Source organism: Pseudomonas sp. G3-19 (assembly GCF_054855875.1).
This window is the reverse complement of record NZ_JBMPIQ010000003.1, coordinates 4041906-4055114: the sequence shown is the minus strand read 5'-3', so window position 1 is coordinate 4055114 and position 13209 is coordinate 4041906. Positions and strand designations below refer to the sequence as shown.

12 protein-coding genes are annotated in these 13209 nt (G+C 61.8%); 2 read left to right on the top strand and 10 right to left on the bottom strand.

The genetic code is table 11. The features are described from left to right. Positions 1-250: 250 nt before the first annotated feature. Positions 251-622: a DUF6124 family protein gene (locus ACOYXI_RS18690; RefSeq protein WP_134784992.1), complete on the bottom strand. Its 372-nt coding sequence runs from the start codon at positions 620-622 to the stop codon at positions 251-253. A gap of 522 nt (positions 623-1144) precedes the next feature. Here ACOYXI_RS18690 and ACOYXI_RS18685 point away from each other — a divergent pair. Beyond that, positions 1145-1528, top strand: coding sequence for a helicase (locus ACOYXI_RS18685; RefSeq protein ID WP_134784991.1), 384 nt, complete (start codon positions 1145-1147; stop codon positions 1526-1528). A 263-nt stretch (positions 1529-1791) separates the two neighbouring features. Here the strand turns inward: ACOYXI_RS18685 and ACOYXI_RS18680 are convergent, their stop codons facing one another. From ACOYXI_RS18680 to exbB, 6 genes are all read right to left on the bottom strand, one after another. Beyond that, entirely contained in the window at positions 1792-3192 is a 1401-nt protein-coding gene (locus ACOYXI_RS18680; RefSeq protein ID WP_134784990.1) for an aminoacyl-tRNA deacylase and HDOD domain-containing protein, read from the bottom strand. Positions 3193-3271: 79 nt separating this feature from the next. Next, the gene (recG, locus tag ACOYXI_RS18675) at positions 3272-5347 is read right to left on the bottom strand and encodes an ATP-dependent DNA helicase RecG (RefSeq protein ID WP_134784989.1); all 2076 of its coding nucleotides are present in this window, start codon (positions 5345-5347) and stop codon (positions 3272-3274) included. Between the two features lie 9 nt (positions 5348-5356). After that, complete coding sequence (locus ACOYXI_RS18670; RefSeq protein ID WP_027610401.1) at positions 5357-6286, bottom strand: hydrogen peroxide-inducible genes activator; 930 nt, start codon at positions 6284-6286, stop codon at positions 5357-5359. 254 nt (positions 6287-6540) lie between these two features. Next, positions 6541-7290, bottom strand: coding sequence for an energy transducer TonB family protein (locus ACOYXI_RS18665; RefSeq protein WP_461675148.1), 750 nt, complete (start codon positions 7288-7290; stop codon positions 6541-6543). Further along, positions 7287-7715 (bottom strand): TonB system transport protein ExbD, encoded by a 429-nt coding sequence (gene exbD, locus ACOYXI_RS18660; protein WP_007962355.1) that lies wholly within the window; start codon positions 7713-7715, stop codon positions 7287-7289. The genes ACOYXI_RS18665 and exbD overlap by 4 nt, the downstream gene beginning before the upstream one ends. A 6-nt stretch (positions 7716-7721) precedes the next feature. Further along, the gene (exbB, locus tag ACOYXI_RS18655) at positions 7722-8678 is read right to left on the bottom strand and encodes a tonB-system energizer ExbB (protein WP_098966280.1); all 957 of its coding nucleotides are present in this window, start codon (positions 8676-8678) and stop codon (positions 7722-7724) included. 188 nt (positions 8679-8866) lie between these two features. On the opposite strand from exbB, the gene ACOYXI_RS18650 reads away from it, so the two are divergent. Next, a complete protein-coding gene (locus ACOYXI_RS18650) occupies positions 8867-9724 on the top strand; it encodes an SDR family oxidoreductase (RefSeq protein ID WP_098966278.1) in 858 nt (285 codons plus the stop codon). A 136-nt stretch (positions 9725-9860) separates the two neighbouring features. Here ACOYXI_RS18650 and ACOYXI_RS18645 read toward each other — a convergent pair whose 3' ends face one another. The 3 genes from ACOYXI_RS18645 to spoT form a co-directional block, all read right to left on the bottom strand. Next, positions 9861-10601 (bottom strand): putative periplasmic lipoprotein, encoded by a 741-nt coding sequence (locus ACOYXI_RS18645; protein WP_027610405.1) that lies wholly within the window; start codon positions 10599-10601, stop codon positions 9861-9863. Positions 10602-10674: 73 nt separating this feature from the next. Continuing rightward, the gene (locus tag ACOYXI_RS18640; protein WP_003229509.1) at positions 10675-11055 is read right to left on the bottom strand and encodes a RidA family protein; all 381 of its coding nucleotides are present in this window, start codon (positions 11053-11055) and stop codon (positions 10675-10677) included. 24 nt (positions 11056-11079) lie between these two features. Further along, positions 11080-13185 carry a bifunctional GTP diphosphokinase/guanosine-3',5'-bis pyrophosphate 3'-pyrophosphohydrolase gene (gene spoT, locus ACOYXI_RS18635; protein WP_007920338.1) on the bottom strand — a complete coding sequence of 702 codons (2106 nt, stop codon included), beginning with the start codon at positions 13183-13185 and terminating at the stop codon, positions 11080-11082. Between the last annotated feature and the right edge of the window lie 24 nt (positions 13186-13209).

Below are 13209 nucleotides of genomic sequence, written 5' to 3'. Positions count from 1 at the left end.
CCTAATCGGCCCCCCGAAATCACGACGAAGTGGGTGGAGGTGTCTGGAGGCCTTGTGACTGGTGATTATGTAATGGCGAGCCAGGATCCCTTCTTTTACGGAATCGTTTACACAAACCGTAAGTCCGGAAAGAAGTACATATTCGAACACGATAGCAACATGAATGCTTTGCCTGAAACAGGCTGTCAGTGGTGACTCACGTACTTGAGAAAGGGGACTTAAAGTCCCCTTTTTTCATCCGCAAATCCCGCTACGACTTGGCCGCCAGGTTTCGCACTTCAATATGGTCGAGCGTCCCTTCCACCATCAATCGCACCCCATCCGCCATTCTGCTCAGGGCCAGTGCTACCGAGCGGCGGGAGCCGTGGAGGTCGTCGGCGAGGTCGCAGGCGATGGCGCTGATGGACAGGAGGTCTTCGGAGGCATTGGCCATGAGCGCTTCGGCATCGGTGCCGGGGGCGAGGCTGAAGAGGCCGGTTTCGCGTTTGGGTTGGGATTCGGTGCGCGGTTTGAAATGGTGGTCGAGGGCGCGTTCGGCGGCTTCGTGGAATTTCTTGGATTCCAGCGATTCGTAAGGCGATATGTCTGGGGTTTCGGGGGGATTGGGTGTTGGTTTGATCATGGTGCAGCTTCCTGGAGTTGTGAGGCCGACACCTATTCGCTTTGCACTTCGAAAGAGGTGGCAGCTGTGCGTTGGTGTGCAAGACCGGTCCAGGTGGCCGGCAGACCCGAAGGTCTCCGACGCACAGCCGCCATAACGATCCGCGAGCATAGGAAAACGCTCGGCGAAATGCCATCAACGAATGTGCACCTGAACCGGACTTGCACGTCCGAGTCACCGATTTTGCGGCGACACACAGAGGCTATCGACGAACTGCCAACCTGCCTAGTTCATAGGTATCGCGGCACTTTGCAGGAAATTTCCCATAGGTTTGCAGGCCGGAAGATCAAAAGATCGCAGCCTTCGGCAGCTCCTACAGGGATGTGTTTCAACAGGTGTAGGACGGTGGGTGCCGAGTTGTGACTTGGCGGTCATCGTGCGGGAAATGGTCTGCATCATCTTCCAATAGCGGCAGATAGTGGCGTTATCGTCTGAATCCCTTACACTGCCCCGGCCGATCATTTTCCTTTTGAGGCTGTGCGCATGAAATTTCGTTTTCTTCTGTGGATGATGGGTTTGTTGATGGGTAAGGCCAGCCGGACAAATCCTGCGTTCCAGCAGCAGTTGGGTGACAAGGATCTGGTGTTTCAGCTGCAGACGCTGGACGGGAAAGTGGCGCGGCATTTCGTGGTGAAGAATCAGCGCGTTACCAGCAAGTCTGGGGTGGTGACGGAGCCGGCGTTTGCGATTGCGTTCAAGGATGCGGGTTATGCCTTTGCCACGATGCAGGCGAAGAACAAGCAGCTGGCGTTTATGCAGGGGATTCAGGACAAGTCGATCCAGCTGAAGGGGAATCCGGCGCTGGTGATGTGGTTTCAGGGATTGATGAAGTATTTGAAGCCGAGGAAGGCCAAGCCCAAGGCTTGAGTAGAAGGGCTTGAGAAGATGGGCTGTCGTGGCGAGGGGATTTATCCCCGATGGGCTGCGCAGCGGCCCCAAAACCTGAGACCTCGATATAACTGACACACCCTGTTGCCTGGGTTTGCGACTGCTGCGCAGTCGGTCGGGGATAAATCCCCTCACCACAGGTTTTGTGTCAGGCAGGTAGATTGGGGTGGATTCTTCGCGAGCAAGCTCGCTCCCACAGGAGGTCACCGAAACCTTGTGGGGCGAGCTTGCTCGCGAAGTTTTTAAGCCTGGCTGAATTGCGAAGCCAGCTCACGCAGCAGGACTTCAGCCTCAAGCACTTTGCTGACCACGTCATTGGCCTTGTCGCGAGTCAGGCCAACACGCTCCAGCAGCGCATCCGGAATGTCTTCATCCGGCCCGGAGCCGATCCCGCGCCCGCGCAGCAGGCGCACGGCCAGGCAGACGAGGTTCGGGTATTCGGCGTAGGCGCCGTCGTAGTTCGGGTCGTGCTGGAAGCGCAGGGCGGTGGCCAGTTCGTCCGGCATGTCCCAGTAGCGCATCAGCCAGGAGCCGATCTGTTCGCGGCTGATGCCCAACAGGTGCTGCTCGATGTAGCTGTGGCACAGGTGCGGGTTGACCTCCAGGTGGCGGCAGATCAGCGAGAAGTGCGGCGGGAACACGTGAGCCAGCAGCAGGTAACCGAAGTTGTGCAGCAGACCGGCGAGGTAGGTCAGGCCGGCTTCCGGGCGCTGGGCGCGGGGCATGGCGCGGGTCAGGCCTTCGATGACGGCGGCGGTGTAGATCGATTGCTGCCAGTACGGTGTGGTGTGTTGCGGGTGGTCTTTCGGCAGGCTCAGGGTCTTGCCGAGGGCCAGGCCCAGCGCCAGGTTGATCACCAGATCGAAGCCGAGCACGCGAACGATCGCGTCTTCCACCGAACGGATCTTGCCCGGCGAAGCGTAGTACGGCGACGCCGCCCAGCTCACCACTTGTGCAGCCAGCGCCGGGTCGGTTTCGACCACGCCGGTGATGTCGTCGATGGTGGCGTTGGGGTCGACGCGCAGCTTGATGATTTTTTGCGCGGTCTCGGCCAGCGGGGGAATCTCGATGGTCGCTTCCAGACGCTGCTGAATCCGGCGTGCAGTGAACGCTTGCACGGCCTGGGTGATTTCCTCGCGGTCATCGTCCGGGCGGTCGAGGTTAGGGCGGATGCTGCTCAGGGCTTCGCCGAAATTGGCGGCGCTGGCCTTGGTCAGCATGCTCTTGAAGTCTTCGCTGGCGATTTCCAGCAGCAGGCCCGGCTCGCCGGAGTTGATCAGCAGCTTCGGTTCACGCAGCAGGCTTTCTTCGTAAAGGCACGGCGAACTAGTGAGTGCCGGCAGGCCCGGCAGCAGGCTCAGGCTGTGTTTGCCGAGCATCTTTTCCAGGCGCTCGGTGGACACGGCGGTCAGGCGCCGGCCAGTCAGTTCGGCGAGGCGGTTGAGGTCGAGCAACTGGCTCTGCGGAAACAGCACCATCAGCGCGCCGACGGCATCGTCCAGCAACACGGCTTGTACCTTGCGCGAAGCGTTGAGGCCGTGGTGGTCGAGCACTTCTTCGTAGGCGATCCCCAGCTTGCCGAGCAGCAGCCGAATTACAGACGGCGCGTGCGGAAGTTCAGGGGCGAGAGCTGCGTCAGTCATGGTCTGTATCCGTTTTTGAAACAATGGCAGGAGTATAACCAGCTCTGTAGGAACGATCCTGCACAAACTGCGACGGTGCTCACACTTGGCCGTATTGCTGCCCGTGGCGCAACCAACGGTCGAGCAATGGGCTGACGTGAGTCGGCCAGCGTTCCAGCAGCGCTTGCGCAGCATCGCGCACGGCGGGTAGCAGATCGGCGTCGCGCATCAGGTCGGCGACCTTGAATTGCAGCAGACCGGTCTGGCGCGTGCCGAGCATTTCCCCGGGGCCGCGCAGTTCGAGGTCTTTTTCGGCGATGACGAAACCGTCGTTGGTCTCGCGCATAATGCCCAGGCGCTGGCGGCCGATCTGCGACAGCGGCGGATGGTAGAGCAGCACGCAATGGCTGACCGCGCTGCCCCGGCCAACGCGGCCACGCAATTGGTGCAACTGCGCGAGGCCCAGACGCTCAGGGTTTTCGATGATCATCAGGCTGGCGTTGGGCACGTCGACGCCGACTTCGATCACGGTGGTGGCGACCAGCAGTTGCAGGTTGCCGGCCTTGAATTCGGCCATGACCGCTGCTTTCTCGGCAGGCTTCATGCGCCCGTGGATCAGCCCGACTTTCAGCTCGCCGAGGGCGGCGGTGAGGTCTTCGAACGTGGTTTCGGCGGCCTGACAGGTCAGCTCTTCCGACTCTTCGATCAGGGTGCACACCCAATAGGCCTGACGCCCTTCGGCGCAGGCGCTGCGCACCCGTTCGATGACTTCGACGCGACGGGTGTCGGTGACCAGCACGGTGTTGACCGGGGTGCGACCGGGCGGCAGTTCGTCGAGGATCGAGGTGTCGAGATCGGCGTAGGCGCTCATCGCCAGCGTGCGTGGGATCGGCGTGGCGGTCATGATCAGTTGGTGCGGACACATGCGCCCGCCGACGCCTTTCTGCCGCAGCGCCAGACGCTGCTGCACGCCGAAGCGGTGTTGTTCGTCGATGATCACCAACGCCAGATTCTTGAATTGCACTTCGTCCTGGAACAGCGCGTGGGTGCCGACCACCATCGGCGTGCCGCTGGCAATCTGTTCCAGTGCGGCGACGCGATTCTTGCCCTTGAGCTTGCCGGCCAGCCACGCGACGTCGATGCCCAGCGGTTCGAGCCAGCGCTTGAAGGTGATGAAGTGTTGCTCGGCGAGGATCTCGGTCGGCGCCATCAGCGCGACCTGATAACCGGCCTCCAGCGCTTGCAGCGCCGCGAGGGCGGCGACCACGGTTTTTCCCGCGCCAACATCGCCCTGAATCAGCCGCAGCATCGGTTCGTGCTGGCTGAGGTCGTAGGCGATTTCGTTGCCCACGCGTTGTTGCGCGCCGGTCGGGTTGAAGCCGAGGTTGGCCAGGTATTTCGGCGGCAGGTTTTTCGCCTTCGGCATCGCTGGCGCGCGCAGTGAACGCATGCTTTCGCGCAGACGTTGTTGCGACAGTTGATGGGTCAGCAGTTCTTCGAAGGCCAGCCGATGCTGGGCCCAGTGATGACCGAGGGCCAGCTCATCGACATCGGCATCGGCGGGCGGGTTGTGCAGGTAGCGGATCGCGTCGGCCAGCGGCGCCAGTTGGTAGTCACGGGCCAGTTCGGTCGGCAGCCAGTCGGGCAGGGTGTTCGGCTTGAGCAGCGTCAGGGTCTGCATGCACAACTGGCGCAGGCGCTGTTGGGTCAGGCCTTCGGTGAGCGGGTAGACCGGGGTCAGGGTTTCGTCCACCGGCGGCGGTTCGTCACCGGTGATGGCGCGGTATTCCGGGTGGTAGATTTCCAGCCCCGAGGCGCCGGGGCGCACTTCGCCGTAGCAGCGAATCCGCGTGCCGCGCTTGAGGCCTTCTTTCTGCGCGTTGCTGAAATGGTAGAAGCGCAGACTCAGTCCGCCGGTGCCGTCCTGCATGCGCACCACCAGGCTGCGACGCCGGCCCATGACCACGTCGGCGCCGCTGACGGTGCCTTCGACCACGGCGTCCTGGCCCGGTCGCAAGTGGCCGATCGGCACCACGCGGGTGCGATCCTGATAACGCAGCGGCAGGTGAAACAGCACGTCCTGGAGATTCTCCAGGCCGACCTTGGCCAGTTTCTCGGCCATGGCTTCGCCGACACCCTTGAGTGCGGTGACCGACACCTGCGACAGCTCAGTCATGACGCTGGCTTAACCGGCCGTGACCGGTGCGGCGGGCTTGGCCACCGAGCACAGGCGAACGGAGTCGGCGAGGATCTCGATGGCTTTCGGCCGTGGGAAGCTCGCGCGCCAGGCAATCGCCACGGTGCGGAATGGCACCGGCGCCGACAGCGGGCGTACTTCGATCACGCCCGGGGCGTAGTGATGGCTGTCGACAGCCGACAACGGCAGGATCGAGATACCCAGACCGGACGCGACCATGTGGCGGATGGTTTCCAGCGAGCTGGATTCCACCGTGGTGTGCTTGGCGCCGTCGTTGCCCTTGGTCAGGGTCGGGCAGGCCTCAAGCACTTGGTCGCGGAAGCAGTGGCCTTCGCCGAGCAGCAGCAGGCTCTTGTCGTTGAGCAGGGCAGCGTCGATGGATTCCTTTTGCGTCCACGGGTGCTGGGCCGGCATCAAGACGTAGAACGGCTCGTCGTACAGCGGCAGGGTCAGCACGTCGGCTTCGTTGAACGGCAGGGCGATGATGATCGCGTCGAGCTCGCCATTGCGCAGTTTGTCGCGCAGCACGTGGGTGAAGTTTTCTTCGATGTACAACGGCATCTGCGGGGCGACCCGGTGCAGTTGTGGAATCAGGTGCGGGAACAGGTACGGCCCGACGGTGTAGATCGCGCCGACTTTCAGCGGGGCGGTCAGCTGGTTCTTGCCGGCCTGGGCCAGTTCACGGATGCCTTGCGCCTGTTCCAGGACTTTCTGCGCCTGTGCGACGATGCCTTCGCCGACCGGGGTCAGGCGCACGGCGCTTTTACTGCGCTCGAAAATCAGCACACCGAGTTCGTCTTCAAGTTTTTTCACGCCCACCGACAGGGTCGGCTGACTGACGTGGCAACGCTCGGCGGCGTGGCCGAAGTGCTGCTCTTGGGCGAGGGTAACGATGTAGCGTAATTCTGTGAGGGTCATAGCAAGCGTCCATGAAGTTGCGGGCCAAGCATAACGGCTGCAATCGATAGACGCACGTTATCAGACTGAGTGAGGAATGCGACACCGGGCAATGTGAGTTTGCCGTTGCCAGATAGGCAAAAGGCACCTTTCGGTGCCTTTTCGATCCCACTGTCGACCCTGTGGGAGCGGGCTTGCTCGCGAATGCGGTGTGTCAGATACATGGATGTCGACTGACACGACGCTTTCGCGAGCAAGCCCGCTCCCACAATGGATCAGCGGCGTTTATCCAGCGAGTACACAAACGGCGCGACAATTTCGATCGAGCCGTTGGTCAACATGTCCGCCGGTGGCTTGGGCAGCGGTTGTGCGCGGCGGATCATTTCCAGGGTGGCCCGGTCCAGATCGGCGTTGCCCGAGCGGCCTACCAGTTCGAACGACAACACATTACCTTCGGCATCCACCACGAAACGCAGACGGTTCAGGCCTTCCTTGCCCCGTGCCTGTGCGCTTTGCGGGTACTTTTTGTACTTGCCCAAGTGCGCGAGCAGGGTGTTTTGCCAGCTGGCCTTGGCGGCCAATTGTGCGGGCGACGGTCCCGGTGCCGGCTGGGCGGATTTCTCCGTCGGTGCTTGGGTCGGCTGCGTCTCCGCCGGTTTTTCCTCGGAAGGTTTTTCCTTCACCGGTTCCGGTTTTTTCTCCACCGGTTTAGGCGGTTGCGGTTTCGGCTTTGGCTTGGGTTTGGGCTTCGGTACGGCAATCTCGGCCTTGGGCGCTTCAGCCAGTTTCGGAATCGGCAACTCTTCGACCGGAGCCGGTGGCTGCGGCGGTGTGACGACTTTCGGCGGAGCAGGCGGTGGCGGGGTCGGAACCGGTGCCAGCTCAACCATCATTGCCTGCGGCGGCAGTTCGATGGGCGGGCGGGCGGTCCAGTTCAGCGCCAGCGCGATGGCCAGCGCGTGAACGCCCAGCACCACGGCCAGGCTACCGCTGTAACGCGTCAGCTTATGGCGCGTCGTGATCATTTCTTGGCTGCGCTCTCGAGGCCCACCAGACCGACCTTCAGGTAACCGGCCGAGCGCAACTTATCCATCACGCTCATCAGGTCGCCGTAGTCCACGCCTTTGTCGGCCTGGAAGAAGATGGTGGTGTCTTTCTTGCCTTGGGTCTTGGCGTCGAGCACGGCGCCAAGGGTATCGGCATTGACTTCGTCGTCGCCGATGTACAGGCGCTGATCAGCTTTAACGCTGAGGAACACCGGTTTCTCCGGGCGCGGCGCCGGTTTTGCGGTCGAGGCCGGCAGGTCGACTTTGATGTCCACGGTAGCCAGCGGCGCGGCCACCATGAAAATAATCAGCAGCACCAGCATCACGTCGATGAACGGCGTGACGTTGATTTCGTGGTTCTCGGCCAGATCGTCGTCTGCGCCTTCTTTCAAATGCAGGCCCATGGCCGATTACCCCACTTTCACCATGTGTGGTTGTGAGCTGCTGCGCTCAGGCTGGTGATCGAGGTCACGGCTGACCAGCAACAGGACCTGCGCCGAAGCGTCGGACACCTGCGCCTTGTAGCCGGCGATGGAGCGGGCGAACACGTTGTAGATCACCACCGCAGGAATCGCAGCAACCAGGCCCAGCGCGGTGGCCAGCAGCGCTTCGGCGATGCCCGGCGCCACGACGGCGAGGTTGGTGGTCTGGGTCTTGGCGATGCCGATGAAGCTGTTCATGATGCCCCACACGGTACCGAACAGGCCGACGAACGGCGCGGTGGAACCGATGGTGGCGAGGACGCCGGTGCCGCTGCTCATGTTGCGGCCACAGGCTGCGACCAGACGCTCAAGACGGAAGCTGACGCGCTCCTTGATGCCTTCTTTCTCGCGGCTGTTGACCGACAGGCGCATCTCTTCGAGGGCGTCGTGCACCAGCAGGTTGGCGAGGGTGCCTTCCTTTGCCGCAGTGGCGCTGGCTTCCTTGAGGGTCGCGGCTTTTTTCAGGGCAGCGATTTCACCGCGCAGACGACGCTTGGCGCCCATCAGCTCGAAGCCTTTGGCGATCCAGATGGTCCAGGTGATGATGGAAGCGATGGCCAGACCGATCATCACGATTTTCACGATGATGTCGGCGTTCTGGTACATGCCCCATGGCGACAGGTCGTGGGCCATGCCCAAGCTGTTGTCAGGTTCGAGCACTTCAGGCGCGTCTGCTGCGCTGGCGTCTACAGCCTGTACCGGGTCGGTGGCGGCTGGCGCGGCGGTAGCAGGCGCGTGCTGTTCGGTGGCAGCCGGAGCGGCTGGCGCTTGTGCGTCAGCGAAAGCAGCGGTCGGCGCCAGCATCAGGCTGAGCAGCAGGGCCGCCACCGCGCTCCAGGCGCGAGGTCGTGTGGTTGGCGAAGCGGGGAATTGATTACGTGTCATGCTGGCCGGACCTGAGGTAGAAAAACGGTGATGCTCTTCCAGGCCTCGTGAGGCCGAGAACAAAAGTGGGGTGCATTATTGCAAGTAATTCTTGTTAACAAAAGTAATAGAGTTTCTTTTTTTCCTTCATTGCTAGCCGTTCGTCCTTTGCGAGGGCTAGTCTGTTCCTTTCGTTTGGGAGTTTTTTCATGTCCGCGCCTTCTGTTTTGATTGCCGGTTGCGGTGACGTCGGCAGTCGTCTGGCTACGCAATTGTTGGCCGCCGGCTGGGAGGTGCATGGTCTGCGCCGTGATGTTTCGCGTTTGCCGGATGGCGTCATCGGCGTCGCCGGAGACCTGTTCAAGGAAGATTGCCCAGAGACCTGGCCGGTCGGGGCGGTGGATTACCTGGTGTATTGCGCAGCGGCAACCGATCACGATGAGGCCGGTTATCGTGCGGCTTACGTGCAGGGTTTGCAGAACGTGCTGAGCTGGCTGGACGACTATGGGCAGACCCCTGAGCGGCTGCTGTTCGTTTCCAGCAGCAGTGTGTACGGGCAGCAGGAAGGGGAGTGGGTCGACGAACATTCAGCGACCGTCGCCAGCGGCTATTCCGGGCGAGTGATGCTTGAGGCTGAGCAAGTGGCGCTGAACAGCGGCATCCCGGCGAGCATTGTGCGCCTGACCGGCATTTACGGCCCGGGACGTGAATGGCTGTTGACCCAGGTGCGTCGCGGTTATCGGGTGGCGGTCGAGCCGCCGCTATACGGCAATCGCATTCATGCTGATGACGCGGCGGGGCTGATGGCGTTTCTGCTGCAGGCAGCTCATCAGGGCACGCCGTTGCAGGATGTTTATATCGGGGTGGACGATGCGCCCGCACCCTTGGCCGAAGTGGTCGCCTGGCTACGCGAGTATCTGGGTGTCACCGATTGGGCGGAAGACGCCAGCGTACGCCGCACCGGCAGCAAGCGCTGCAGCAATGCCCGGGCGAAGGCACTGGGCTGGACGCCGACGTATCCGAGTTATCGTGAAGGCTATGCGGCGATTCTTGAAGGCAAGTGCTGACTTTCTAACGCCACAAACCACTGTGGGAGCGGGCTTGCTCGCGAAGAGGGTGTGTCAGGCAACATGATGTCGACTGACACACCCTCTTCGCGAGCAAGCCCGCTCCCACAGGGTTAAGTGTTACTTTCAGGCGCGGTTACTGCTTCTCAAGCAACCACTTGCGTTCACCCGGGGTGAACTGCGGCATTTCATCCGCCAGTGCGGTATTCACTGCCTGGAAAATCTCCAGCGCCTTGCCTTTGCGGGCAAAGATCCAGTTGTTGCCCTGGCCGTTGAGTTGCAGCCACATGCTGTCGTGGTCGCTGTTCATCGAGGCGCAGTCGCCTGCCAGGCACAGGGCATAGCGGTCGGCGCCGGGCAGGCCGGAGACCTGGCCATCGGCCTGGAACTGCACGGTGTTGCCTTCGCCGTCGCCGCTGGCAATCTTCCAGCTGCCGCCCAGATAGGCCGAATACAGTGCGCGTTCGAAACTGGCGCCAATCGGTGCGCCTTCCGGCACGGGGATTTGTGCGCGGTCGAACAACTGATCCGGCTCGTTCTCGGTGGCGGCTTGTTTCATCCGTCCGCCGTCGCGCTTCAGCTCACTGCCGGAGCTGCCATAGAAGTCGACTTTCCAGGCGCCGGACTGTTCGCCCTGCAGCCGTCCTTCGACGTTCTCGAAACCGTTGGTGTAGCGGGCCTGACCGGCCTTGGTGTTGACGTCCCACTCCAGGTTCGGGCCATAGGCCTGAAGCGCTTCGCGCAGGGGGCCGCCCTTGGCAGCAGCGTCGATCGCCACCTGGTTGATCCAGGTGCCGCTGATGTCACGGTCGGCGGGGTCGCTGGCACAGCCGCCGAGGAAAATGGCGAGCAGCGAGAGAGCAAGCGCTTTGCGCATGGTGGAATCCTTTCAAAACCTTTTCTTTACCGCAGAGCAGTCGGCGCAGCGTTTGAAGGCTGCGCCGTGCGCATTACTCGATGACCAGGATGGCATCCATTTCGACTTGCGAACCCTTCGGCAGGGCAGCAACGCCGATGGCGGCGCGCGCTGGGTACGGCTGGTCGAAGTACTTGCCCATGATCTCGTTGACCTTGGCGAAGTGGCTCAGGTCGGTGAGGAAGATGTTCAGCTTGACGATGTCCTTGAACGAACCGCCAGCGGCTTCAGCCACGGCTTTGAGGTTCTCGAACACCTGGACGGTCTGGGCTTCGAAGCCTTCAACCAGTTCCATGGTCTTTGGGTCCAGAGGAATCTGGCCCGACATGTAGACGGTGTTGCCGGCCTTGATCGCCTGGGAGTAGGTACCGATGGCGGCTGGGGCCTTGTCGCTGGTGATAACGGTCTTGGTCATGTATGACTCCTTGTTAGGTGTGAATTAGGCACGCATGCGGGTGATGCGGATGACCCCGGTCAGGGCGCGCAGTTTCTTGATCACGCGGGCCAGGTGCACACGGTCGTGGACGCTGACCACCAGTTGGACGACGCTGATGCGGCCATCGCGCTCGTCCATGCTGATTTTCTCGATATTGCCGTCGGCCGCGTTGACGCTGCTGGCCAGCAGGGCGATCAGGCCGCGCTGGTGCTCCAGCTCGACGCGCAGCTCGACGTTGAATTCGCCGGTGACATCCTTGGCCCACGAGAGCTGGATGCATTTTTCCGGGTTGTGCCGGATTTCGCTGATGTTGCGGCAGTTGTCCAGGTGCACGACCATGCCTTTGCCCGCCGACAGGTGCCCGACAATCGGGTCGCCCGGGATCGGCGTGCAGCATTTGGCGTAACTGAGCACCAGACCTTCGGTACCGCGAATCGCCAACGGGCCTTCCGGGCTCGGCAGCTGCTCGCCTTCGCCGAGCAGGCGGCGCGCCACGACATAGGCCATGCGGTTGCCCAGACCAATGTCTTCGAGCAAATCTTCAATCAGTTCGAGGCGGTATTCGGTGAGCATCGCCTTGACGCGCTCGGCCGGGATTTTCTCCAGTGAGCTGTCGAAACCGTTGAGCACCTTGTTCAGCAGGCGTTCGCCGAGGCTGATGGACTCGGAGCGACGTTGCAGTTTCAGTGCATGGCGGATGTGCGTACGTGCCTTGCCGGTGACCACGAAGTTGAGCCACGCCGGATTCGGCCGCGCGCCGGGTGCGCTGACGATCTCGACCGTGGAGCCGCTTTGCAGCGGTTCGGACAGCGGTGCGAGACGGCGGTTGATCCGGCAGGCGATGCAGCTGTTGCCGACGTCGGTGTGCACCGCATAGGCAAAGTCGACCGCCGTGGAGCCTTTGGGCAGCTCCATGATCCGGCCTTTGGGCGTGAACACGTAGACCTCGTCCGGGAACAGGTCGATCTTCACGCTCTCGATGAATTCCAGCGAGTTGCCGGCACGTTGCTGCATTTCCAGCACACCTTTGACCCACTGGCGGGCGCGGGCGTGAGTGCCTTTCGGCTGCTCGTCACCGCTGGATTTGTACAGCCAGTGTGCGGCAATGCCGTTGTTGGCCATCTCTTCCATTTCGCGGGTACGGATCTGGATCTCGATCGGTACGCCGTGCATGCCAAACAGCGTGGTGTGCAGCGACTGATAGCCGTTGGCCTTGGGAATCGCGATGTAATCCTTGAAGCGTCCCGGCAACGGTTTGTACAAATTATGCACAGCACCCAGCACGCGGTAGCAGGTATCGACCTTGTCGACGATGATCCGGAACGCATAGACGTCCATGATCTCGTTGAAGGCCCGACGCTTGCCGCGCATTTTCTTGTAGATGCCGTAGAGGTGTTTCTGGCGACCGCTGACTTCGCCCTGGATGCCGTCGATCGCGAGGCAGTGGCCGAGGGACTCTTCGATCTTGTTGACGATTTCCTTGCGGTTGCCCCGGGCGCGCTTGACCGCCTGGTAGATCCGCGCGGAACGCATCGGGTGCATCGCCTTGAAGCCGAGGTCTTCGAATTCGATACGAATGGCGTGCATGCCCAGCCGGTTGGCGATGGGCGCGTAGATTTCGAGGGTTTCCTTGGCGATCCGGCGGCGTTTTTCCCCGGACAGCACTTCCAGCGTGCGCATGTTGTGCAGGCGGTCGGCGAGCTTGACCAGGATCACGCGAATGTCGCGCGCCATGGCCATGGCCATTTTCTGGAAGTTTTCGGCCTGGGCTTCGGCCTTGGTCTCGAAGTTCATCTGGGTCAGTTTGCTGACCCCGTCGACCAGTTCGGCCACGGTTTCACCGAACTGCGCTTGCAGCGCCTCTTTGGCGATACCGGTGTCTTCGATCACGTCATGCAGCATCGCGGCCATCAGGCTCTGATGGTCCATGTGCATGTCGGCAAGAATATTCGCCACCGCAAGAGGATGCGTGACGTACGCCTCGCCGCTGCGACGGCGCTGACCGTCATGGGCTTGTTCGGCGTAGAAATACGCTCGGCGGACCAGGTTGACCTGGTCGTTGCCGAGGTAGGTCGATAAGCGATCGGCGAGGGCGTCTATGCTCGGCATGATGACTCCTGCCGTAGGCTGTGT